This is a genomic window from Arthrobacter sp. V1I9, from assembly GCF_030817075.1.
Taxonomy (GTDB): domain Bacteria; phylum Actinomycetota; class Actinomycetes; order Actinomycetales; family Micrococcaceae; genus Arthrobacter.
In genome coordinates, this window is record NZ_JAUSYU010000001.1 from 1,341,713 (window position 1) to 1,363,171 (window position 21,459).

Below are 21,459 nucleotides of genomic sequence, written 5' to 3' on the forward strand. Positions count from 1 at the left end.
CGGAGTCGGTATTTCGACGTCCGGCCGGGCAGCCTTACTGATTACTTCCGCGCGAATGCCTGCTTCAGGAGGGCATCCTGTTCCGCGGCGTGGCGCTTCATGGAGCCGGCGGCCGTGGAGGCCGAGGCCGGACGCGACACCAGGCGGACGCGCCGGTCAAGGGCATCCGGCAGGTTCAGGCCAATGAACGGCCACGGTCCCTGGTTGGCGGGCTCATCCTGCGCCCAGACAACCTCGGCGTTCGGGTACTTGGCCAGCTCGGCAGCGATCTCGGCGGCGGGCAGCGGGTAAAGCTGCTCCACCCGGACGATCGCCGTCGTCTTGTCATCGGTCTTCTGCCGGGTGGACAGGAGATCGTAGTAGAGGCGGCCGGAGACCAGCAGAACGCGTTCGACGGCGTCTGCGGCCAGCTGCTCATGGTCGCTGATGACAGGCCGGAACGTGCCGTTGGTGAAGTCCTCCACTGACGACGCGGCGCCCTTGAGGCGCAGCAGCTGTTTGGGCGTGAAGATGATCAACGGCTTCCGCGGCCGGCTGTAGGCCTGGCGGCGCAGCAGGTGGAAGTGCGAGGCCGCCGTGGTGGGGTTGGCCACGATCATGTTTTCCTCGGCGCACATCTGCAGGAAGCGTTCGATCCGTGCGGAGGAGTGGTCCGGGCCCTGGCCCTCGTAGCCGTGCGGAAGCATCAGTACCAGCGAGGACCGCTGGCCCCACTTCTGCTCGGCGGAGGAGATGAACTCATCAATGATGGTCTGGGCACCGTTGACGAAGTCGCCGAACTGGGCTTCCCAGAGGACGAGCGCATCGGGGCGTTCCACGGAGTAGCCGTATTCGAAGCCCATGGCTGCGTATTCGGACAGCAGTGAATCGTAGATCCACAGTTTGGCCTGGTCATCGGCAAGGTTGCCCAGCGGCAGCCATTCCTTGCCGTTGGCGCGGTCGTGGAAGACGGCGTGGCGCTGCACGAACGTGCCGCGGCGTGAATCCTGGCCTGCCAGGCGTACCGGGACGCCTTCCATGATGAGCGAACCGAAGGCCGCGATCTCGCCGAAGCCCCAGTCGATGCCGCCTTCGCGGGACATCTGTTCGCGCTTCTCCAGCAACTGCTTGAGCTTCGCGTGGACGGTGAAGCCCTCCGGAATCTCCAGGTGGGCTTTGCCAATCCGGGCCAGCGTGTCCGCGGAGATGGCAGTGGACACGGGGGAGTTCGTGCTGGAGTCGGACTGCTGGGCGATGGGCCGCTCAATGTCGGACACAGCTGCCGAATCCGCGGTGATGATCGGGATCGGGGACGTCTGCGCCGCATGGGTCTCCGCGAAGACCCGCTCCAGCCGCTCCTGGTAGTCGCGGAGCAGCTGCTCGGCTTCTTCCTCGGTGATGTCACCGCGGCCGATGAGCGACTCGGTGTAGAGCTTGCGGACGGAACGCTTGGCTTCGATCAGGTTGTACATCAGCGGCTGCGTCATCGAGGGGTCATCGCCCTCGTTGTGCCCGCGGCGGCGGTAGCAGACCATGTCGATCACAACGTCCTTGTGGAACCGCTGGCGGAACTCGTAGGCGAGCTGGCCGATGCGGACCACAGCCTCGGGATCATCGCCGTTCACGTGGAACACCGGCGCCTGGATCATCTTGGCAACGTCGGTGGAGTACGTGGAGGACCGCGACGATGACGGGGCGGTGGTGAAGCCTACCTGGTTGTTGACCACGATGTGGATGGTACCGCCGGTGCGGTAGCCGCGGAGCTGGGACAGGTTGAGGGTTTCGGCAACCACGCCCTGGCCGGCGAAAGCGGCGTCGCCGTGGACGACGATGGGCAGGACAGGGAACGACTGGCCCTGGTCCAGGCGGTCCTGCTTGGCGCGGACGATGCCCTCGAGGACCGGGTCGACAGCTTCCAGGTGGGACGGGTTGGCGGCCAGGTAAACCTTGGTCTCCTTGCCGTTGTCGGAGGTGAAGGTTCCCTCCGTGCCCAGGTGGTACTTGACGTCGCCGGATCCCTGGACCGAGCGCGGATCCTGCGTGCCCTCGAATTCGCGGAACACCTGCGCGTAGGTCTTGCCGGCGATGTTGGTGAGCACGTTCAGGCGGCCGCGGTGGGCCATGCCGATGGCTACCTCGTCCAGGCCGTCGTCGGCGGCGTCGGACATGATGGCGTCCAGCAGCGGAATCAGGGACTCTCCACCTTCGAGGGAGAAGCGCTTCTGGCCCACGAACTTGGTCTGCAGGAAGGTCTCAAAGGCCTCGGCTGCGTTCAGCTTGGAGACGATGCGGAGCTGCTCTTCACGGCTGGGCTTGGAGTATGGGTGCTCCAGCTGGTCCTGGAACCACTTGCGTTCCTCCGGCTCCTGGATGTGCATGTACTCGATACCGGTGGTGCGGCAGTAGGCATCGCGCAGGACGCCGAGGATGTCGCGGAACTTGAGCATCGGCTTGCCGCCGAAACCGCCGGTGGGCCACTCGCGGTCCAGGTCCCAGAGCGTCAGGCCGTAGGTGAGGACGTCGAGGTCCGGGTGCTTGCGCTGGACGTATTCGAGGGGATCGGTATCCGCCATCAAGTGTCCGCGGACACGGTAGGAGTGGATCAGCTGCTGGATCCGCGCGACCTTGTTGATTTCGTCGGCCGGGTCCACCTGCTTGTCGGCGCTCCACCGTACGGGCTCGTACGGGATGCGCAGGGACTCAAAGATCTCGTCGTAGAAGTTCTGCGCACCCAGCAGCAGCTGGTGGACCAGCTTCAGGAACTCGCCGCTGCCGGCACCCTGGATCACACGGTGATCGTAGGTGGAGGTCAGGGTGAGGACCTTGCTGATGGCGTTCTGGGCGATGATTTTCTCGCTGGCACCCTGGAACTCGGCAGGGTAGTCGAGCGCGCCGACGCCAATGATGGCTGCCTGGCCCTTGGAAAGGCGCGGCACGGAGTGCACGGTACCGATGCCGCCCGGGTTGGTCAGCGAGACGGTGGTGCCCTGGTGGTCATCAGCGGTCAGCTTGCCGTTGCGGGCGCGCTTGATGAGGTCCTCGTAGGTGTGCCAGAACTCGGAGAAGTTGAGGGTCTCGGCCTTCTTGATGTTCGGCACCATGAGGAGGCGGGTTCCGTCCGGCTTCGGCATGTCAATGGCGATGCCGAAGTTCACGTGCGCCGGCTGGACGGCAACGGGCTTGCCGTCCACTTCGTCGTAGTACACGTTCATGGAAGGGAACTGGGAGAGTGCGCGGATGACCGCGTAGCCGATCAGGTGCGTGAAGGAGACTTTGCCGCCGCGGGCGCGGGCGAGGTTGGAGTTGATGACAACGCGGTTGTCGATCAGCAGCTTGGCCGGAATGGCCCGGACGCTGGTGGCGGTGGGCACCTCGAGGCTGGTGACCATGTTGGTGGCAATGGCCTTCGCCGGTCCGCGGAGGATTGAGACAACGTCCTCTTCCGGGGCCGTGGGGGCCTTGACGTTCTTGGGCAGTTGCGCCGGGATGGGCTGCGAGCCCGTGCCGGATTCAGTCTTCTTGGAACCGTCGCGCGCCACAGTGGCAGGAGCCTTCTTGACCGGGGCGGGCGCCGGGGCGGCAGCAGGTGCAGCAGAGGCGGGCGGTGCCGACGGCGGGGCGGGAGTTGCTGCCGGTGCCGCAGGAGCCGCATTCACAACAGGCATTTCCCGGGTGGCAGGGTGGGCAGCTGCATGCCCCGAGTTTCCGTTGGAAGAAGAACTGCCGGCCGCGCCGAAGGACTCAAACAGCGGCCACCACTTGGCGTCCACGGCGTTTTTGTCCTTTTGGTACTGCTCGTACAGTTCGTCAACGAGCCACTCGTTTCCGCCAAATTCCTCTGGTAGACGGTGGCTAGGCTGCTCTGGCACTTGAAATACGCCTCTTCCATGAGTTTGATTTCTCTCCGGCCCACGGTGCTTCAGCACTACGATTCAACCGGTCTCTGCGTCCTCTGAACCCAGACCAATGCCAGTCTAGTAAGCATCGTGTGGTAACTGCCAATAAGGGTGACCCAAATCATGAAGTGACGCGGAAAGGCCGGAATGTGGCGGCCGGGAACGAAGGAAATCAGGGTTTTCGGAGCACGAAAGGCCGCCCTGGGGCTGTTGCGGGAGTCGCGGTGGGGAGCCCGGATCCCTGTAGACTGAAACTCTTATGGACAGTAAATCTAGGTGCCGGCCTGGGGGCTGCCAGCGGAGCGTACAGAGCTCCGCGCAGTCCACCCGCAGAGCCGGCAAACCCCGAACACGAGCCCATCACCATTCGCTGGCACAGCCGGCAGGAGCTGCCAAGGAAACTGCGTCGGCATCGGCCGACCATCCTCCGCCGGACCGAGAGTCCTGGCGTCGCTTCCCATCTCCAGTGCCCGTCCACGCAGCCACCGCTGCCCAGGCGGGATGCTGAATGGAATGGCTTCTCCTCGCAGCAGGTTTGCTGCTGATCGCCGGCACGGGCTTTTTTGTCGCCGTCGAGTTTTCCCTTATTGCCCTTGACCAGGCCACCGTCCAAAGGGCCATCGACGACGGCGACGCCGGTGCGGTCCCCTTGCTGAAGTGCCTGAAATCCCTTTCAACGCAGCTCTCAAGCTGCCAGTTGGGCATCACGCTGACCACTCTGCTGACCGGTTACGTGATGGAGCCATCCGTGGGCAGGCTTTTGGAAGCCCCGTTGGCCGCCGTCGGACTTCCCGACGTGGCGGTGGCCTCCATTTCGCTGGTCCTGGCGATGGCAATCGCAACCCTGCTGTCGATGCTCCTGGGCGAGCTGGTGCCAAAGAACATGGCCATCGCCCTGTCCTTCCCGGTGGGCCGCGCACTGGCCAGGCCGCAACTGATGTTCACCGCCGTGTTCAAACCCGCCATCGTGGTGCTCAACGGCTTTTCCAACAAGGTGCTGAATGTCTTCGGGCTCGAGGCGAAGGAAGAGATTTCGGGCGCCAGGACACCGGCCGAACTCTCGTCGCTGGTGCGGCGCTCGGCGGAAATGGGAACCCTCGACGCCGGCACGGCCAACTTCGTGGCGCGGACGCTGAACTTCTCGGCCCGAACCGCGGCCGATGTGATGACGCCGCGAATCCGGGTGGAGACGATCGAAGCGGACCAGCCCGTTTCTGACATCCTCGCTGCCGCACGCCGCACCGGGTACTCCCGTTTCCCGATCATCGGCGAATCAGCCGATGACATCCGGGGGCTGGTCCACGTCAAGAAGGCGGTGGCTGTTCCCTGGGAGCGCCGGCAGAACCTGGAAGCCGGTGCCATCATGACCGAGGTGCTGCGGGTCCCGGAGACCATCCACCTTGATGCCCTGCTGGCGGAACTCCGTGAGGGGAACCTGCAGCTCGCGGTTGTCCTGGATGAATATGGCGGGACAGCGGGCATCGCCACCCTCGAGGACCTGGTCGAGGAGATCGTGGGCGAGGTGTCCGACGAGCATGACAAGGTCCGTCCCGGCCTGCTGCAGAGTGCATCCGGGGACTGGTACTTCCCTGGACTGCTCCGCCCGGACGAACTGTCCGAGCAGATTTCCGGCCTGACCGTTCCCGATGAGGCAGCCTACGAAACCGTGGGCGGCTATGTCATGAGTGAACTTGGCCGGATCGCCATGGTGGGCGACACCGTCCCCGTTGGCGGCGGAACGCTGAGTGTCACCAGGATGGATGGCAGGCGCATCGACCGGATCTGTTTCCGGCCTGCGGAACCCGAGCCCGAGTCCGGCAACAACGACGACGGGGCTGAACGATGAGCGACTGGGCCGGAATACTGTGGCTGGTTGTCCTCCTGTTCGGCAACGCGTTCTTTGTTGGCGCGGAGTTCGCCGTGATGTCCGCCCGGCGCAGCCAGATCGAGCCGCTGGCTGAAGCCGGTAACAAGCGGGCGCAGACCACGCTCCGTGCCATGGAGAACGTCTCGCTGATGCTGGCGTGCGCGCAGCTTGGCATCACGGTCTGCTCCCTCCTGATCCTGCTGGTGGCAGAACCTGCCATCCACCACCTGCTGGCCGTGCCGCTGGAGACTTTGGGCCTGCCAATGGAAGTTGCCGACGTGGCAGCCTTCGCCGTCGCCCTGATGGTGGTGACGTTCCTGCACGTGACCTTCGGCGAGATGGTGCCGAAGAACATCTCGGTAAGCGTCGCAGACAAGGCCGCGCTCCTGCTCGCCCCGCCGCTGATGTTCGTTGCCCGGCTGGTCCACCCCGTCATCTCCGTCCTTAACTGGTCCGCGAACCACATCCTCAAGATGCTCCGCATCGAGCCCAAGGATGAGGTGAACTCCTCCTTCACCCTTGAGGAGGTGCAGTCGATCGTGCAGGAGTCCACCCGCCACGGCCTGGTGGATGACGACGCGGGACTGATCACCGGCGCGCTCGAATTCTCGGAGTACAGTGCCGCGGACATTATGGTGCCGCTGGAGAAGCTGGTCATGCTGAAGGCGGCTACTACGCCGGTGGAGTTTGAGAAGGCCGTGAGCCGCACCGGGTTCTCACGCTTCCCGATGCTCGACGACGATGACATGCTCTACGGCTACCTCCACGTGAAGGACGTCCTGTCCATCCCCGAGGCGGGCTATGGGCACGCGATTGCCGAGAGCAGGATCAGGTCACTCGCGAACCTGGCTTTGGATGACGAGATCGAAAAAGCGATGTCGGTAATGCAGCGCACCGGTTCGCACCTGGCACGGGTCATCGGCCCCGATGGCAAGACAAAGGGCGTCCTTTTCCTGGAAGACGTGATCGAGCAGCTCGTGGGTGAAATCCGTGACGCCACGCAGGCCACCGGCGTCCGGAGGCTGGGCCAGGCCAACGGCAGCTGAGCTTCCGGGAGCCCCGCAAGCGGGTGCGGGGCTCCCGGCCAACCGCCTCTTGCGGGGGCCCAGGGCACGTGCTTCCTTGTACCTAAATAGGAATCATTCCTATTTAGGTATAAGCTGGAGTGGTTCTTTTCCGCTCCCGTTTGAACCGAGGTCTCCGTGCGCCGTCTTTCCGCTGCCCGAACATCCCTGGCAGCCCTTGCCGGGCTTGGCCTGCTGCTCGCCGGGTGCAGCCCCCAGCCCGAAGCTTCAACCGAGGCGGCCGACAGGATCAACGTGGTGGCCTCCACCAACGTCTACGGTGACATCGCAGAGACAATCGGCGGGGACAAAGTCAGCGTTTCTGCCATCATCACCAAGACCAGCCAGGATCCGCACTCCTACGAAGCCACTGCCCAGGACCGGCTCGCCGTGTCCAAGGCCGATCTGGTCATCGAGAATGGCGGCGGGTACGACGATTTCCTCCACACGCTGGCGGAGGACGGCAGCATCGACGCGGCCAACGTGCTGAACGCCGTCGAACTTTCCGGCATGGCGCACCCCGAGGAGGAAGCCTCGGGCGAGGCAACACCTTCGGAGTCAGTGGCAAAGGATGACCACGCACAAGACCACGGGGAGCTCAACGAGCACGTCTGGTACAGGCTGGCTGCCATGGGACGGCTGGCCGATAACCTGGCAGCAAAGCTCGGTGAGCTGGAACCTGCCTCGGCAGCTGCCTTCGATGCGAACGCTGCTGCCTTTAAGGCCGAGCTGGAAGAACTGACCGGGAAACTCGGAGGCCTGAAGGCCGGAGCGGCCGGCGCGCCCGTTGCTGTGACGGAGCCGGTACCGGTGTACCTGCTGGAAGACGCGGGCCTGGAGAACGCTACGCCTAAGGACTTCACTGCTGCGGTCGAGGAAGGCTCCGACGTTCCGCCGGCCGTCCTCAAAGCTGCAACCGACCTGGTGGCCTCCAAGTCGGTGCGGTTCCTCGCCTACAACGGCCAGACCGAGGGCCCGCAGACTGAAGCGCTGAAGAAGGCTGCCGAAAAGGCGGGCGTCCCGGTGGTCGATTTCAGTGAAACGCTGCCCGAGGGCAAGACCTACGTGCAGTGGATGACGGACAATGTGAACAACGTCAGCAAAGTTCTGGAGACAAATAGTTGAAACCCGTGGTCAGCCTCACCGGGGCGTCCCTCACATTCGGTAAGCGGACGCTCTGGGAGGATCTGGACCTGGAGATCAGACCCGGTGAGTTCTTTGCCGTGCTCGGGCCCAACGGCAGCGGCAAAACCAGCTTCCTGAAGGTCCTGCTGGGTCTGCAGGACCTGCACAGCGGAAAGGCCACGCTCGGCGGGCACCCGGTTGAGCGCGGCAGCAGCCTGATCGGCTACATCCCGCAGCAAAAATCCTTCGCGCGCGATACGCCCATGCGCGCCCGCGACCTCGTGGGCTTGGGGGTGGACGGCCACCGCTGGGGACTCCGCATGTCGTCAGGCAAAGCGAACCGCAGGATTGACGATCTCCTCGAACTGGTGGGCGCAACCGACTATGCCAAGGTTCCGGTGGGACAGCTCTCCGGCGGCGAACAACAGCGGCTCCGCGTGGCGCAGGCCCTTGCCAGCGACCCCAAGGTCCTGCTGTGCGACGAACCGTTGCTCTCCCTTGACCTGCACCACCAGCAGGCAGTCAGCGCGCTGATCAACAAGCAATGCCACGAGCAGAACAGTGCTGTGGTGTTTGTTACCCACGAGATCAACCCCGTCATCGATTACGTGGACCGGGTTCTTTACCTGGCGGGCGGCCGGTTCAAGGTCGGCACGCCGCAGGAAGTGATGACCACGGAAGTCCTTTCAGACCTCTACGGCAGCCATGTCGAGGTCATCCACGCCAACGGCCGCATCGTGGTGGTGGGCCTGCCGGACGCCACGACGCATCATCACGCGGAAGCCCATGCCCTCGCCGGAGAGGTGGCCTGATGGACGCGGACAGCATCATCGAGGCGATCTTCAGCTTCGAAAACTACGGAGAGTTGCTGGTCCTTGTCCAGAACTCGATCTGGGCAGGGGCCGTCCTGGGACTGCTCGGCGGGCTGGTGGGCACGTTTGTGATGAAACGCGACCTGGCGTTTGCGGTCCACGGAATATCGGAACTGTCCTTCGCCGGTGCCGCCTTTGCCCTGCTCATTGGGGCCGATATTGTTTTTGGTTCGCTTATCGGCTCTGTTGCAGCTGCACTGCTCCTGGGCCTGATGGGGGTGCGGGCGAGGGACAAGAACTCGATCATCGGCGTGATTATGCCCTTCGGCCTGGGCCTCGGAATCCTGTTCCTGTCCTTGTACGAGGGACGCGCGGCGAACAAGTTCGGCCTGCTGACCGGGCAGATCGTGTCAGTTGATACCGTCCAGCTTCAGGCGCTGGCCGGAACCGCCGTGGTGGTAATGGTGGTCCTGGCGGCCATCTGGCGGCCACTGAATTTTGCCAGTGTGGATCCGGAACTGGCCGAGGCACGCGGTGTGCCCGTCCGGACGCTCGCCATCGTTTTTATGGTCCTGCTGGGCATCAGCGTGGCTCTTTCCATCCAGGTGGTGGGAGCCCTCCTGGTGCTCGCACTGCTGATCACACCGGCTGCTGCAGCCCTCCGGGTGACTTCCTCCCCGGTGGCAGTGGTGGTGCTGAGTGTTGTCTTCGCCGTGACGGCGACCGTCGGCGGAATCCTGCTGGCCCTTGGCGGCCGCATCCCCATCAGCCCTTACGTCACCACGTTGTCGTTCCTGATCTATGTGGTGTGCCGCGTTATCGGATCCATCCGGTCGTCCCGGGGCATCAACGGGCGGGTGCTGCAGGCCCACTGATCGTGCGTGGACCGGTTCGCGCGGCAGGGGGCCCTAAGCCGGACCTGCTTAGAGCTCGCCGGCTGCCTTGCGCGCCGTGCAGTCAGGGCACAGCCCGAAGATCTCCACGGTGTGCGCCACTTCCGTGAAGCCGTGTTCGCTGGCCGTGCGGGCTGCCCACGTTTCCACGGCGGGCGCTTCCACCTCGACGGCTTTGCCGCAGTTCCGGCACAGGAGGTGGTGATGGTGGCCGGTGACGGCACAGCGGCGGTACACCGCTTCGCCGTCGCCGTTGCGCAGCACATCCACCAGGCCCTCGTCTGCAAGGGACTGGAGGATCCGGTAGGCGGTGGCGAGGGACACCGATACGCCCTGGTTCTGCAGGATGCGGTAGAGCTCCTGCGTGCTCACAAAATCGTGCAACTCATCCAAAGCGGCGCTGACTGCCAGCCTCTGCTTGGTCACGCGCTGTTCCTTGCCGGCAACGGGCGCGGCGGTGCCTGCCGGCACGGAAGCGGCCCGTGCGGTGCCTCCCAAGGCTTCGGCCGAAGCGGGCTTGGTGGAATCAGCCTTGGCGCCGAACGGCATGGATGGACTCGCTTCCCTCAGGATGGTGGCAAAGATCAAGATTACCAGCCGGAGCTTCGTGGACACGGGTTCGGACCGAACCCTAGGCTGGCGCTATGAAGCTGACCAAATACACCCACGCCTGCGTCCGACTCGAGAAAGACCGCCGGGTTCTGGTGTTGGACCCGGGCACGTTTTCGGAAGCGGCGGAGGCACTGGGCGGTGCCGAATCGGTCCTGGTCACCCACGAACACGGCGACCACATCGACGTTCCCGCTGTGGTGGCTGCTTTGAAGGACAACCGGGACCTCGTGGTTTTTGCCCCGGCGGGCGTCGCGGATAACCTGCGCAAGGAAGCCTCTGAAGCAGCGGACCGGATCCACACCGTAGACCCCGGATCGTCCTTCGAAACGGCGGGCTTCGAGGTTCGCAGCTTCGGCGGGCAGCACGCCTTGATCCATCCTCAGATCCCCGTGGTGGCCAACGTCGGCTACCTCCTGGACGGCAATGTCTACCACCCCGGTGATTCGTTCGTCATTCCGGACGGCATCAGCGTGCAGACGCTCTTGGTGCCGATCCACGCGCCGTGGAGCAAGGCAGCTGAAGTGGTGGACTTCGTGATCGGCGTCCGGGCACCACGGGCATTCCAAATCCACGACGGCCTGCTCAACGGGAATGGCCTGAAAATCGTGGAAGGCCATGTCAAGCGCCTCGGAGCCAAGTACGGCACGGAGTATCAGCACCTGGCCGCGGGCGAGTCGGTGGAAGTCTAAGCCTCGCCACCGTCCCAGGTGCCGCTATTGAAGAACCGCCTGATGACCGCTTCGTACGGCTGCGGATCCAAGCCATGGGACGCCAGCCACCCGGGGGAGTAATAGTTGCCTGCATAGCGCTCGCCGCCGTCGCACATCAGCGAGACGATGCTGCCGTGGCGGCCTTCGGCGATCATCCCCGCAATGAGTTGCCACACGCCCCAAAGGTTGGTTCCGGTGGAGGGACCGGCATGGAGCCCGGCGAGCGTGCGGAGGTGGCGCATGGCGGCGACCGACGCAGCGTCCGGCACTTGGATCATATGGTCGATCACGGACGGCACAAAGCTGGGCTCCATCCGGGGCCGGCCAATGCCCTCGATCCGGGACGGCGATCCGGTAGCAGGGTCGGACGACGTGCCGCGCCAGCCCGGGTAGAAGGCCGAGTTTTCCGGATCGACCACCACCAGCCGGGTGGGGTGGCTGTTGTAACGGAGGTACCTGCCGATGGTGGCGCTGGTACCGCCCGTCCCTGCGCCCACCACAATCCAGTCCGGCACGGGATGTTCCTCCAGCTCAAGTTGGCCGAAGATGGACTCCGCGATGTTGTTGTTTCCGCGCCAGTCCGTTGCCCGCTCGGCGTAGGTGAACTGGTCCATGTAGTGCCCGCCGCTGGTGGCGGCGACCTCTTCCGCCGTCGCATAGACCTCGGAGGCGTGGTCCACCAGGAGGCACGAACCGCCGAACTGCTCGATCAGCGCAATCTTTTCGGGGCTGGTGGTGCGCGCCATAACGGCTATGAAGGGCAGTCCCAGGAGCTGCGCGAAATAGGCCTCGGACACCGCGGTGCTGCCGCTGGAGGCCTCGACGATGGTGGTGTCCTCCCTGATCCAGCCGTTGACCAGGCCGAAGAGGAACAGGGAGCGCGCCAGCCGGTGCTTGAGGCTGCCGGTGCGGTGGGTGGACTCGTCCTTGAGATAAAGCTGTACGCCCCAGTGCTCGGGAAGGGGTACCGAGTAGAGGTGGGTATCGGCGGAGCGGTTGTTTTCTGCCGTGATTTTCCGGATGGCTTCGTCCGCCCAGTCCCGGCCGGCGGTGCGCTCGATCTTCACCGCACCAGCCTACCTGCGGCCGCCGGAGCTGCCGTTAGAGTGGGAGCGTTGGCTGCCCACGCGAAGGAGCACAATGAATCCGCTGATGGATGTTTCCGAACTGGAGGGGCGCCGTGCCGGCGGTGTGCGCACAGTGCTGCTGGACGTGCGGTGGGCGCTGGGCGACCCGCACGGCCATGACCACTACCTGAAGGGGCACCTGCCGGGCGCCGTCTTCGTTAATCTTGCCACCGAGCTTGCGGATCCTGCTGCCCCGGAGCGGGGAAGGCATCCGTTGCCATCACCCCGAAGGTTCCAGGAGGCGGCGAGGCGCTGGGGCATCAGCAACGGTGATGTTGTGGTGGCCTACGATGACAGCGCCAACATGGCGGCAGCCCGGGCGTGGTGGATGCTGCGCAACGCCGGCCTTCCCGAGGTTTACCTGCTCGACGGCGGCCTGGCGGCTTGGCGTGCAGCAGGGCTGCCGTTGGAACTGGGCGAGGTCCCGCCTGTTCCTGGCCACGTCACGCTTGCAGACGGGCAGATGCCGGTCCTGGAGGCGGCCGACGTGACCTCCTGGATGGAGGGCGGACCCGTTGCGGAGAAGGACCGTCCGGACGGGCGCCCCGCCGACAGGATTCTTTTGGACGCGCGGGCCGGAGAGCGGTACCGCGGCGAGATTGAGCCTGTTGATCCCCGAGCTGGCCACATTCCGGGTGCAGTCAGCGGGCCGACGTCCGAAAACGTGGACGGCGCCGGCTGCTTCCTGCCTCCCGCCGAGCTGCGCCGACGCTTTGAGTCGCTGGGCGTCACCGACGACGTCGAGGTGGGAGTCTACTGCGGGTCCGGCGTCACGGCAGCCCACCAGGTGGCCGCCCTTGAACTCGCCGGCTTCCGTGCCGCCCTCTATCCCGGGTCCTTCTCCGAGTGGTCCAGCAACCCCCATCTGCCGGTAGTGACGGGGCCGGAGCCCCGCGGCGACGGCGGCGGCCCGGCTGGGTGGAAACTTGGCGGCGCTCAAGGGTAGCGTCGCACTATGACTCCTGGACGTCCCGTGCCGCCGCCCCTCGCAAAACCTGTCACCCCTGAACCTGCTGCCCGTGAACCTGTCACCGCTGAGACCGTTGCCTCCGGGTTGATTGCGTCCGGATCCGCTGCTTCCGACGGCGGCGTGCTGGCTGCCGCGTACGGCGCCACATCCCCGGACAGCGGCTTGGTCCCGCTGACCCTCTCCCGCCGCACTCCCCAGGCCGACGACGTCGAAATTGCCATCGAGTTTTGCGGGCTGTGCCATTCGGATGTCCACGCGGTTCGCGGCGAGTGGGGTGGTACAACCTGGCCGCTGGTGCCCGGCCACGAGATCGTTGGCACTGTCAGTGCCGTGGGATCAGCCGTTACCGGGTTCGCGCCGGGGGACCGGGTGGGCGTTGGCTGCATCGTGGACTCCTGCCGCGAGTGCGAAAGCTGCCTGGACGGCCTGGAACAGTACTGCGAAAACGGAATGACCGGCACGTACGGGGCCGTCGACCGGCGCAACGGCAACTCGATCACACAGGGCGGCTATTCCTCCTCTGTGGTGGTGGACCGCCGCTACGTCCTTCATATACCGGACTCCCTGGACCCGGCCGCCGTCGCTCCGCTGCTGTGCGCCGGCGTTACGACGTTCTCGCCCCTGCGGCACTTCGACGTCGAAGAAGGCGACGTTGTGGGTGTGGTGGGGCTGGGCGGACTAGGTCATATGGCCGTCAAGTTCGCCAAGGCGATGGGAGCGAAGGTGGTGGTGTTCACCACGTCCGAGTCCAAAGTGCCGGCCGCCCTGGAACTGGGGGCCGACCAAGTGGTCCTGTCCACGGACGAAACAGCGATGGACGCGGCCAACCGCACCGTCGACCTCATCATCGACACCGTGGCAGCTCCGCACGACCTGAACCCGCTGTTCCGGACACTGCGCGTGGACGGGGCGCTTTTCCAGCTCGGACTTCCGTCCGAGGCGATGCCGCCCGTGAACCCCCGGGCGCTGATCAGGCGCCGGATCGCGTACGCCGGCTCGTTGATCGGAGGCATTGCCGAAACCCAGGAAATGCTGGACTTCTGCGCGGAGCACGGCGTGGTGGCGGACATCGAAGTGGTCGGCGCTGATCAGCTTAACGAAGCCTACGACCGGATGGTCGCCGGCGATGTGAAATACCGGTTCGTGCTGGACACCAGCACTTTGCAGGCACCCGCCAAGGAGGCAGACGCATGAGCACGCTCTTCACCAGGATCCTGAACGGCGAGATTCCCGGCCGGTTCGTTTGGCGGGAGAACGACGTATCCGCGTTCCTCACCACGGGTCCGCTGGCCGACGGCCATACCCTGGTGGTTCCCACCGAGGAGGTGGACCGCTGGACCGACGCCTCTCCGGAGACCCTGGCGAGGGTCATGGAGGTGGCCCAGCGGATCGGCGCCGTCCAGGTGGACGTCTTTGGCGCGGCGCGCGCCGGGCTGATTGTGGCCGGCTATGAAATTAACCACCTGCACGTGCACGTCTGGCCCTCCAGGAGCATGGCCGAGTTTAACTTTGCCACCGCGGACCAGAACCCCGATCCGGAAGTTTTGGACGCCAACGCCGAGAAACTCCGGCAGGGCCTGCGCGCTGCGGGGTACGGCGACTTCGTCCCGGCCTAAGCCGGGGCCAGCGCCTTGTTGAGAACAGCGCGGATCCGCTTCTCGGACACCGAATAGGCGGTCCCAAGTTCGACGGCGAAGAGGCTCACCCGGAGCTCTTCAATCATCCACCGGACCTGGGCAAGCTCGCCGCCGGCCCTACGGCCGGGCAGCAGGGCCGATACGGCGTCGTCGTAGTCATCCTCGAGGCGCTGCACCACCGCCATGCTGAGGGCGTCCCGCTGGACATTGCCCGGGAGGCGTTCCAGCCGCTTCTCAATGGCTGAGAGGTACCTCGGGAGCTGGCTGAGTTGGGCATAGCCGGTGCGTGCCACAAAGCCGGGGTACACCAACTGGTCGAGCTGGCTCTTGATGTCGTTGAGCGCGCTGATGAGGGCCAGGCTGGTGGTCCCCTTCAGCTGCTTTTCAATGCGCCGGGTACTGGCGAGGATGCGCTCCACCACGGCCGTCACGCTGAACACGGTGTCGATCAGCTCAGCCCGGACCAGCTCGTAGAGCCCGTCAAAGGACTTGCGGTCCCAGGGGAGCTCGGCAGGAGTGAGCTTGTCGATGGCCGCCAGCGCACAGTCGGCAATGAGGGCTGAAACAGAGCCATGCGGGTTCTGGCTGAATGTCAGTTTCTCCGTGTTGCTCAGATGCTCCAGCACGTAGCGGTCAGGAGCAGGAACGCGCAGGGCCAGCAGCCTGATCACGCCGCCGCGCATGGCGTCCTGCTGTTCGTCCGCGGTCTGGAACACCCGAAGGGCCACAGACTTGCCCTGGTCCTGCAGGGCCGGATAACCCGTGACGGTGTGGCCCTTGACCGTGTTGCTGACCTGGCGAGGGAGGGTTCCGAAACTCCACTCGGTGAGGCCGTCCTGCTCCCGGAACCCGGCGGGGCCGGTCCCGGCCGGCACCTGGGCGGGTGCCTGCAGGCGGGGAGTCCCGCCGTCGTCGGCCCTTCCTGCAGCCCGCCCGGCGTTGCTGCGCGGAGCGGTAGAGGCGGGTGTGGCACCCAGCGACTCGGCAATGGCCCGGCGGGTGGCAGGCGCAAGCTTCTCCTGAAGGGCAGCGAGGTCCTTGCCCTCATCCAGGACCTTGCCTTTGCTGTCCACCACCTTGAAGGTCACGCGCAGGTGCGCGGGCACCGCGTCCCAGTTCCACGAACCGGGCGGGATGACGTGCCCGCGGACGCGGCGGAGCGCAAGTTCGAGGGACCGTTCAAGCTCGTCCAAGGCCGGGTCGAAATCGGACTCAAGGACAGCAACTGCCTGCCGGGCCACGTCCGGGGCAGGGACGAAGTTCTTGCGGACCTGCTTAGGCAGGGACTTGATCAGGGCCGTTACCAGTTCCACGCGCTGGCCCGGAATCAGCCAGCGGAAGGCCTTGTCGTCCAGCTGATTAAGGAACAGGACAGGCACTTCGGCGGTGACGCCGTCGCTCGGATTGGGCGGCGAGCCGGGGGCCACAGGGTGGAATTCATAGGTCAGCGGGAGTTCAAAACCCTTGTGCAGCCAGGTCTTGGGGTAGGCGGAGACGTCGAGGTCGTCGGCGTCATCGCTGAGGAGGAGCGACTTGTCGTAGTCCAGGAGGTCAGGGTTTTCCTGCCGGGCGTCCTTCCACCACTTGTCAAAGTGCCGTTCGGACACAACGTCCGGCCCGACCCGCGCATCGTAGAACTCAAACAGCGTTTCGTCGTCCACCAGGAGGTCCCGGCGCCGCATCCTTGCTTCGAGTTCCTCGACCTCCTGCAGGAGGGCACGGTTGCGGTGGAAGAACTTGTGGTGGGTCTTCCAGTCGCCCTCCACCAGGGCATGCCTGATGAAGAGTTCCCTGGCGACGACGGGATCCACCCTGCCGTAGTTGATCCTGCGCTGGGCGATGAGGGGTACGCCGTAGAGGGTGACCTTTTCGTAGGCCATCACTGCGCCCTGGCGGGTGGACCAGTGCGGTTCGCTGTAACTGCGCTTGACCAGGTCGGGGGCCACCTGCTCCGCCCAGACGGGATCGAACCGGGCGGCAACCCTGGCCCAGAGCCGGCTGGTTTCCACCAGCTCCGCCGCCATCACGAACGTAGGGGACTTCTTGAACAGTGCAGAGCCGGGGAAGATCGCGAAGCGGCTGCCGCGGGCACCGGCGTATTCACGCTTGCGCTCGTCCAGGATGCCGATGTGACTCAGGAGCCCGGAAAGGAGGCTGATGTGGATGCCGTCGTGGTTGCCAACGGGATCGGCAAGGCGTTTGTTGTCCAGGCTGATGCCCAGTGGGCGGGCCAGCTGGCGCAGCTGGGCGAACAGATCCTGCCACTCGCGCACGCGGACGTAGTTGATGAATTCGGCCCGGCACAGGCGCCGGAAGGCAGAGGACGACAACTCCTGCTGCTTCTCCTGGATATAGTTCCAAAGGTTGAGGAAACCGGTGAAGTCCGAGTTTTCGTCCTTGAACCGGTTGTGCTTTTCCGCCGCGAGCTGCTGCTTGTCCGTAGGGCGCTCGCGCGGGTCCTGGATGGTGAGGGCCGCCGCGAGGATCATGACTTCGCGGACGCAGCCTCGTTTTCCCGCTTCCACGATCATCCGGCCCAGCCGGGGGTCCACCGGCAGTTGGGCGAGTTTGTGCCCGACGGCGGTAAGTCCGCCGCCGCCCTTCGTCGCGTCGGAGCCGTTTTGGGGCCGGGCGGCAGCCAGGGCGCCGAGTTCGCGAAGCAGCGTGACGCCGTCGTTGATGGCCCGCGCTTCCGGGGGCTCCACGAAGGGGAAGTTCTCGACGTCCTTCGGCCCCCGGGCCACTCCCATGGCTGTCATCTGCAGGATGACAGCGGCCAGGTTGGTGCGCAGGATTTCGGGATCCGTGAAGCGGGGCCGGGATTCGAAGTCCTCCTCGGAGTAGAGGCGGATGGCGATGCCGTCCGATACGCGCCCGCACCGCCCGGAACGCTGGTTCGCCGATGCCTGTGAAACGCGTTCGATGGGCAGCCGCTGGACTTTGGTGCGGTGCGAGTACCGGGAGATGCGGGCAGTGCCGGTGTCGATCACGTATTTGATGCCCGGCACGGTCAGCGACGTCTCGGCCACGTTGGTGGCAAGGACGATCCGGCGTTTGTTGCCGGGGTGGAACACCTTGTGCTGTTCCTGCAGGCTGAGCCGGGCAAACAGGGGGAGGATCTCGGTTCCGGCCAGTCTCCGGTTGGACTGGATGCGGGCCTGGAGCGCCTCGGCAGCGTCCCGGATTTCGCGCTCGCCGGAAAAGAATACGAGGATGTCGCCGGGGGCTTCGGCAGCGAGTTCGTCCACGGCGTCACAGACGGCGTCGAGGGGATCGCGGTCTTCCTCGAGTTCGTCGTCGGAAGCGTTCTCTTCATCAGTTCCGGCGGGGGGCTGTGACAGCGGGCGGTACCGGATTTCCACGGGGTACGTCCGCCCCGAGACCTCGATGATGGGCGCTGGGTTTTCCGGCGTGCCGAAGTGGTTGGCGAAGCGCTCGGGATCGATGGTGGCGGACGTGATGATCACCTTCAGGTCCGGCCGCTGCGGCAGGATCCGCCGGAGGTAGCCGAGGATGAAGTCGATGTTGAGGCTGCGCTCATGGGCTTCGTCGATGATGATGGCGTTGTACTTGCGCAGCAGCTTGTCGCGCTGGATTTCCGCGAGCAGGATGCCGTCGGTCATCAGCTTGACCTTGGTGTTCCGGCTGACCTCGCCGGTGAAGCGGACCTGGAACCCGACTTCCTGGCCGATGTCCACGCCCAGTTCCTCGGCGATGCGCTCCGCGACCGTGCGGGCTGCGAGCCGGCGCGGCTGGGTGTGGCCGATTAGGCCGTTTTCGCCCAGGCCAAGTTCAAGGCACATTTTGGGGATTTGGGTGGTCTTACCGGAGCCGGTCTCGCCGGCGATGATGGTGACCTGGTTCGCTGCGATGGCGGCCATCAGGTCTTCGCGGCGCTCGGAGACCGGCAGCTCGGCAGGATAGGAGATGTGAAGTGTCATGGCTGCTGACAGTCTACTGCGGGAGCCCGGGCTTCCCGTTTCGACTGGTTGCAGCTGTGCCCGGCCTCTGTGGCCTGGGTTAGAAGATGCGGAGCGTGTAGTTGGTGCTGGGAAGGTCCAGGGCGGACCATGCTTCATGCGATTCAACGGGAGGCGTGTGCCCCCTGCCGTCTTGCAGGAGAGCCGACACAGTGGCGGCAAATACGAGGAGCAGCAGGATGACGAGGACGGTTGTGAGGATTTCCATGCCTTCATGCTTCTCCTCTTTGGAACCAAGAAAAAGTGGCAGAAATGCCCAAAAAGCTAAAATTCCTGCCACAATGGAAGCATGCTGAAATCAGTAGCCGTCATCGTGGTCCCCAACTTCTCGATGTTCGAGTTTGGCACCGCCTGTGAAGTGTTCGGGATCGACAGGTCCGGGCGGGGGAGCGGCGTCCCGGCCTTTGACTTCCGCGTCTGCACGCCGGCGCCAGGCGACGTCCAGCTCAAGTCCGGGTTGTCCATGAATGTGAGCCTCGGGCTGGAAGCCACCGCCGACGCAGACCTCGTCATCATGACCCCCTACGGCAACGATGACGATCTACCCGAGTCTGTCCTCGAAGCACTGCGCGCCGCTGATGCGAGGGGAGCATGGGTCATGTCCATTTGCTCGGGAGCCTTTGCCCTGGCCCGGGCGGGCCTGCTGAATGGGCGGCGCTGCACCACGCACTGGCACTACTCAGGCCGCCTTGCTGCGGAATATCCGGGTGTCCGGGTGGACGAAAACGTCCTGTACGTGCAGGACGCAAACATCATCACCTCCGCCGGCACGGCTGCCGGTATCGATGCCTGCCTCCACCTCGTGCGGGTGGAATTGGGTGCGCACGTGGCCGCTGCGATTGCCCGCGACATGGTGGTCCCGCCGCACCGCGATGGTGGCCAGGCACAGTTTATTGACCGGCCCATGCCCACCTGCGGCTCTGCTCCGATGGAGGAACTCCTTCGCTGGATGGTGGAGCACCTGGATCGCGAGCATACGGTGAATGAGCTCGCCACGCGGGTGCACATGTCCGCCCGGACGTTCGCCCGGAAGTTCCGGTCAGAAACGGGGGCAACACCGGCGGCCTGGCTCAACTCCCAGCGGGTGCTCCGGGCGCAGGAACTCCTTGAGGCCACGGACATGAACATTGAGGAGATTGCGCGGGAGTCCGGATTTGGGCATCCGGTCCTGCTGCGGCACCACTTCGGAAAAGTCCTGGACACCAGCCCGCAGTCCTACCGCAGGGCCTTCCGCGGCCAGCTGGCGGAGGTGGGTTAGCCCCCGGGGCTTCATGCCTCCCGGCGCTGTGCCGCCCGTGATTCCTCAGCGGCCGCCCGGGTGCTGTCCACCAGCACCCGCCAGGGTCCGGTGACTGCCCGTTCGGGCAAGGCAGCGCGATGCTGGCCCGCCCGGATGGAGTAGATGAACCGGTCCGGTTGGGCTCCGGAGTATTCCGCTGTAGCGGCCCGCGGTGTTCGAGGCACGGCGTCCCAAGGGCATGCCTCGACGATGGGCTGCCACTGGTTCCTGGCTGTCTCGGAAACAGCGTTAACAGTCCACACCCGGGTCATCGCCGCGATGCCGCCGGTGCGCTCCACACTGATCTTCATGGCTTCGTTCCTGGGTGGTACGTCGAGCCCGGTGGCCCGAAGTACGGCAGCCAGGCATCCCGTTAGAGTTTGACCTTCACAGTTTCCCACGCGTTTCGCACGGCGTCATGCTCTTTTGAATCAGAACCGAAAAGCTCCCCAGCCGTAGCAGCCGTGGCGCGGGCAAAGACGGTGAAGGTTGCGCCCGTGGGCAAATCACCGCCGGTGAGCGTCTCGTACCAGATGCGCCCGGGGGAGTCCCAGGCGTTTCCGCCCAGCTGTTCCGCCACGAGGTAGAACGCCCGGTTGGGGATGCCTGAGTTGATGTGGACACCGCCGTTGTCCGCGCTCGTCCTTACGTAAGTGTCCATGGAGTCTGGCTGCGGATCCTTACCCAGCACGTCGTCGTCGTACGCGGTTCCGGGAGCTTTCATGGACCGCAGGGCGCGCCCTTCCACCTCGGGCGTGAAAAGCCCCTCGCCGATGAGCCAACTGGCCTCCGTGACCGACTGGTCCTTCACGTACTGCTCCACAAGTGCACCAAAAACATCTGACATCGACTCGTTGATGGCCCCGGCCTGGTTCCGGTACACCAGGCCTGCGGAGTGCTGGGTAACCCCGTGTGCAAGCTCGTGGCCGATGACGCTGAGGGACCTGGTGAACCGTTCGAAGACCTCCCCGTCACCATCGCCGAAGACCATCTGGGTCCCGTCCCAGAAAGCGTTGTCGTAGAGCTTGCCGAAGTGCACGGTGGCGTTCAGGGGCAGGCCCCGGCCGTCGATCGAGTTCCTTCCAAAGACGTCAGCGTACAGCCGATGCGTGTGGCCCAGCCCGTCGTAGGCTTCGTCAGTTGCAGGATCCCCCGTGGCGTGCTCTCCCTCCTTGCGGACGAGTTTGCCCGGGAGGGTTTCCGAGCCGGCGGCGTCGAAAACCGAGCGGTTTGATGGTCCTGGTTTAGCCTGGCGCACTCCTGCCGGGACGTCGGGGGCGGCCTGCATGCGGGCTGCCTGGACAGAGCGGACGTGGCCCAAGGCTTCTTTGGCCGCTCGTGCGGCCGCGGAAAACTCCGGGGCGTCCTGCCTGGCCAGCCGCCTCAACAGGTATGGCGGAATGATGGAACAGAACGGAACGTGCATGGCGTACCCCCTCAACTAGGTAAATTCAGACTACGAGGGGGCACCGACAAAGCGGTGGATACACGCGGTGTTCCGTGTGGTG

General features: G+C 65.0%; 17 protein-coding genes. 10 read left to right on the forward strand and 7 right to left on the reverse strand.

What is annotated here, in order from left to right; genetic code table 11:
* Positions 1–41: 41 nt before the first annotated feature.
* A complete protein-coding gene (locus QFZ70_RS06335) occupies positions 42–3,848 on the reverse strand; it encodes a multifunctional oxoglutarate decarboxylase/oxoglutarate dehydrogenase thiamine pyrophosphate-binding subunit/dihydrolipoyllysine-residue succinyltransferase subunit (protein ID WP_307094580.1) in 3,807 nt (1,268 codons plus the stop codon).
* 535 nt (positions 3,849–4,383) lie between these two features.
* Between QFZ70_RS06335 and QFZ70_RS06340 the strand changes: the two genes are divergently transcribed.
* The 5 genes from QFZ70_RS06340 to QFZ70_RS06360 all read left to right on the forward strand — a co-directional run bounded on the left by QFZ70_RS06340 (position 4,384) and on the right by QFZ70_RS06360 (position 9,618).
* The gene (locus tag QFZ70_RS06340) at positions 4,384–5,721 is read left to right on the forward strand and encodes a hemolysin family protein (protein WP_307094581.1); all 1,338 of its coding nucleotides are present in this window, start codon (positions 4,384–4,386) and stop codon (positions 5,719–5,721) included.
* Positions 5,718–6,788 carry a hemolysin family protein gene (locus QFZ70_RS06345; protein ID WP_307094582.1) on the forward strand — a complete coding sequence of 357 codons (1,071 nt, stop codon included), beginning with the start codon at positions 5,718–5,720 and terminating at the stop codon, positions 6,786–6,788. Before QFZ70_RS06340 ends, QFZ70_RS06345 begins: the two co-directional genes overlap by 4 nt.
* 156 nt (positions 6,789–6,944) lie before the next feature.
* Positions 6,945–7,931, forward strand: a complete 987-nt coding sequence (locus QFZ70_RS06350; protein ID WP_307094583.1) for a metal ABC transporter solute-binding protein, Zn/Mn family — start codon at positions 6,945–6,947, stop codon at positions 7,929–7,931.
* On the forward strand, positions 7,928–8,743 hold the full coding sequence (locus tag QFZ70_RS06355) for a metal ABC transporter ATP-binding protein (RefSeq protein ID WP_307094584.1): 816 nt from the start codon (positions 7,928–7,930) through the stop codon (positions 8,741–8,743). The genes QFZ70_RS06350 and QFZ70_RS06355 overlap by 4 nt, the downstream gene beginning before the upstream one ends.
* Positions 8,743–9,618, forward strand: a complete 876-nt coding sequence (locus QFZ70_RS06360; protein ID WP_307094585.1) for a metal ABC transporter permease — start codon at positions 8,743–8,745, stop codon at positions 9,616–9,618. Before QFZ70_RS06355 ends, QFZ70_RS06360 begins: the two co-directional genes overlap by 1 nt.
* 48 nt (positions 9,619–9,666) lie before the next feature.
* Here QFZ70_RS06360 and QFZ70_RS06365 read toward each other — a convergent pair whose 3' ends face one another.
* Entirely contained in the window at positions 9,667–10,185 is a 519-nt protein-coding gene (locus QFZ70_RS06365; protein WP_307097815.1) for a Fur family transcriptional regulator, read from the reverse strand.
* Between the two features lie 95 nt (positions 10,186–10,280).
* On the opposite strand from QFZ70_RS06365, the gene QFZ70_RS06370 reads away from it, so the two are divergent.
* The gene (locus QFZ70_RS06370) at positions 10,281–10,937 is read left to right on the forward strand and encodes an MBL fold metallo-hydrolase (protein ID WP_307094586.1); all 657 of its coding nucleotides are present in this window, start codon (positions 10,281–10,283) and stop codon (positions 10,935–10,937) included.
* Here the strand turns inward: QFZ70_RS06370 and QFZ70_RS06375 are convergent.
* Entirely contained in the window at positions 10,934–12,025 is a 1,092-nt protein-coding gene (locus QFZ70_RS06375) for a PLP-dependent cysteine synthase family protein (protein ID WP_307094587.1), read from the reverse strand. The genes QFZ70_RS06370 and QFZ70_RS06375 overlap by 4 nt on opposite strands.
* A 73-nt stretch (positions 12,026–12,098) precedes the next feature.
* On the opposite strand from QFZ70_RS06375, the gene QFZ70_RS06380 reads away from it, so the two are divergent.
* The 3 genes from QFZ70_RS06380 to QFZ70_RS06390 are packed head-to-tail and all read left to right on the forward strand — an operon-like array spanning position 12,099 to position 14,671.
* Positions 12,099–13,031 carry a sulfurtransferase gene (locus tag QFZ70_RS06380; protein WP_307094588.1) on the forward strand — a complete coding sequence of 311 codons (933 nt, stop codon included), beginning with the start codon at positions 12,099–12,101 and terminating at the stop codon, positions 13,029–13,031.
* Between the two features lie 9 nt (positions 13,032–13,040).
* On the forward strand, positions 13,041–14,249 hold the full coding sequence (locus QFZ70_RS06385) for an NAD(P)-dependent alcohol dehydrogenase (protein WP_307094589.1): 1,209 nt from the start codon (positions 13,041–13,043) through the stop codon (positions 14,247–14,249).
* On the forward strand, positions 14,246–14,671 hold the full coding sequence (locus tag QFZ70_RS06390; protein ID WP_307094590.1) for an HIT family protein: 426 nt from the start codon (positions 14,246–14,248) through the stop codon (positions 14,669–14,671). The genes QFZ70_RS06385 and QFZ70_RS06390 overlap by 4 nt, the downstream gene beginning before the upstream one ends.
* Here QFZ70_RS06390 and hrpA read toward each other — a convergent pair.
* Both hrpA and QFZ70_RS06400 read right to left on the reverse strand, forming a co-directional pair.
* Positions 14,668–18,633, reverse strand: coding sequence for an ATP-dependent RNA helicase HrpA (hrpA, locus tag QFZ70_RS06395; protein ID WP_307094591.1), 3,966 nt, complete (start codon positions 18,631–18,633; stop codon positions 14,668–14,670). The two genes, QFZ70_RS06390 and hrpA, sit on opposite strands and share 4 nt — an antisense overlap.
* Before the next feature lie 79 nt (positions 18,634–18,712).
* Complete coding sequence (locus tag QFZ70_RS06400) at positions 18,713–18,880, reverse strand: hypothetical protein (RefSeq protein ID WP_307094592.1); 168 nt, start codon at positions 18,878–18,880, stop codon at positions 18,713–18,715.
* An 81-nt stretch (positions 18,881–18,961) separates the two neighbouring features.
* Here QFZ70_RS06400 and QFZ70_RS06405 point away from each other — a divergent pair, with 81 nt between their 5' ends.
* A complete protein-coding gene (locus QFZ70_RS06405) occupies positions 18,962–19,930 on the forward strand; it encodes a GlxA family transcriptional regulator (protein ID WP_307094593.1) in 969 nt (322 codons plus the stop codon).
* Between the two features lie 11 nt (positions 19,931–19,941).
* Here QFZ70_RS06405 and QFZ70_RS06410 read toward each other — a convergent pair whose 3' ends face one another.
* Both QFZ70_RS06410 and QFZ70_RS06415 read right to left on the reverse strand, forming a co-directional pair.
* Positions 19,942–20,262, reverse strand: a complete 321-nt coding sequence (locus tag QFZ70_RS06410; RefSeq protein WP_307094594.1) for a protealysin inhibitor emfourin — start codon at positions 20,260–20,262, stop codon at positions 19,942–19,944.
* Between the two features lie 62 nt (positions 20,263–20,324).
* Positions 20,325–21,377 carry a M4 family metallopeptidase gene (locus QFZ70_RS06415; protein WP_307094595.1) on the reverse strand — a complete coding sequence of 351 codons (1,053 nt, stop codon included), beginning with the start codon at positions 21,375–21,377 and terminating at the stop codon, positions 20,325–20,327.
* Positions 21,378–21,459: the final 82 nt, after the last annotated feature.

Excerpts from the sequence above, each read along its gene's own strand:
- QFZ70_RS06400 (WP_307094592.1), bottom strand. The coding sequence starts at position 18,880 with ATGGAAATCCTCACAACCGTCCTCGTCATCCTGCTGCTCCTCGTATTT.
- QFZ70_RS06405 (WP_307094593.1), top strand. The coding sequence starts at position 18,962 with ATGCTGAAATCAGTAGCCGTCATCGTGGTCCCCAACTTCTCGATGTTC.
- QFZ70_RS06390 (WP_307094590.1), top strand. The coding sequence starts at position 14,246 with ATGAGCACGCTCTTCACCAGGATCCTGAACGGCGAGATTCCCGGCCGG.
- QFZ70_RS06415 (WP_307094595.1), bottom strand. The coding sequence starts at position 21,377 with ATGCACGTTCCGTTCTGTTCCATCATTCCGCCATACCTGTTGAGGCGG.
- QFZ70_RS06380 (WP_307094588.1), top strand. The coding sequence starts at position 12,099 with ATGAATCCGCTGATGGATGTTTCCGAACTGGAGGGGCGCCGTGCCGGC.
- QFZ70_RS06385 (WP_307094589.1), top strand. The coding sequence starts at position 13,041 with ATGACTCCTGGACGTCCCGTGCCGCCGCCCCTCGCAAAACCTGTCACC.
- QFZ70_RS06345 (WP_307094582.1), top strand. The coding sequence starts at position 5,718 with ATGAGCGACTGGGCCGGAATACTGTGGCTGGTTGTCCTCCTGTTCGGC.
- QFZ70_RS06370 (WP_307094586.1), top strand. The coding sequence starts at position 10,281 with ATGAAGCTGACCAAATACACCCACGCCTGCGTCCGACTCGAGAAAGAC.
- QFZ70_RS06365 (WP_307097815.1), bottom strand. The coding sequence starts at position 10,185 with ATGCCGTTCGGCGCCAAGGCTGATTCCACCAAGCCCGCTTCGGCCGAA.
- QFZ70_RS06410 (WP_307094594.1), bottom strand. The coding sequence starts at position 20,262 with ATGAAGATCAGTGTGGAGCGCACCGGCGGCATCGCGGCGATGACCCGG.
- QFZ70_RS06360 (WP_307094585.1), top strand. The coding sequence starts at position 8,743 with ATGGACGCGGACAGCATCATCGAGGCGATCTTCAGCTTCGAAAACTAC.
- hrpA (WP_307094591.1), bottom strand. The coding sequence starts at position 18,633 with ATGACACTTCACATCTCCTATCCTGCCGAGCTGCCGGTCTCCGAGCGC.
- QFZ70_RS06340 (WP_307094581.1), top strand. The coding sequence starts at position 4,384 with ATGGAATGGCTTCTCCTCGCAGCAGGTTTGCTGCTGATCGCCGGCACG.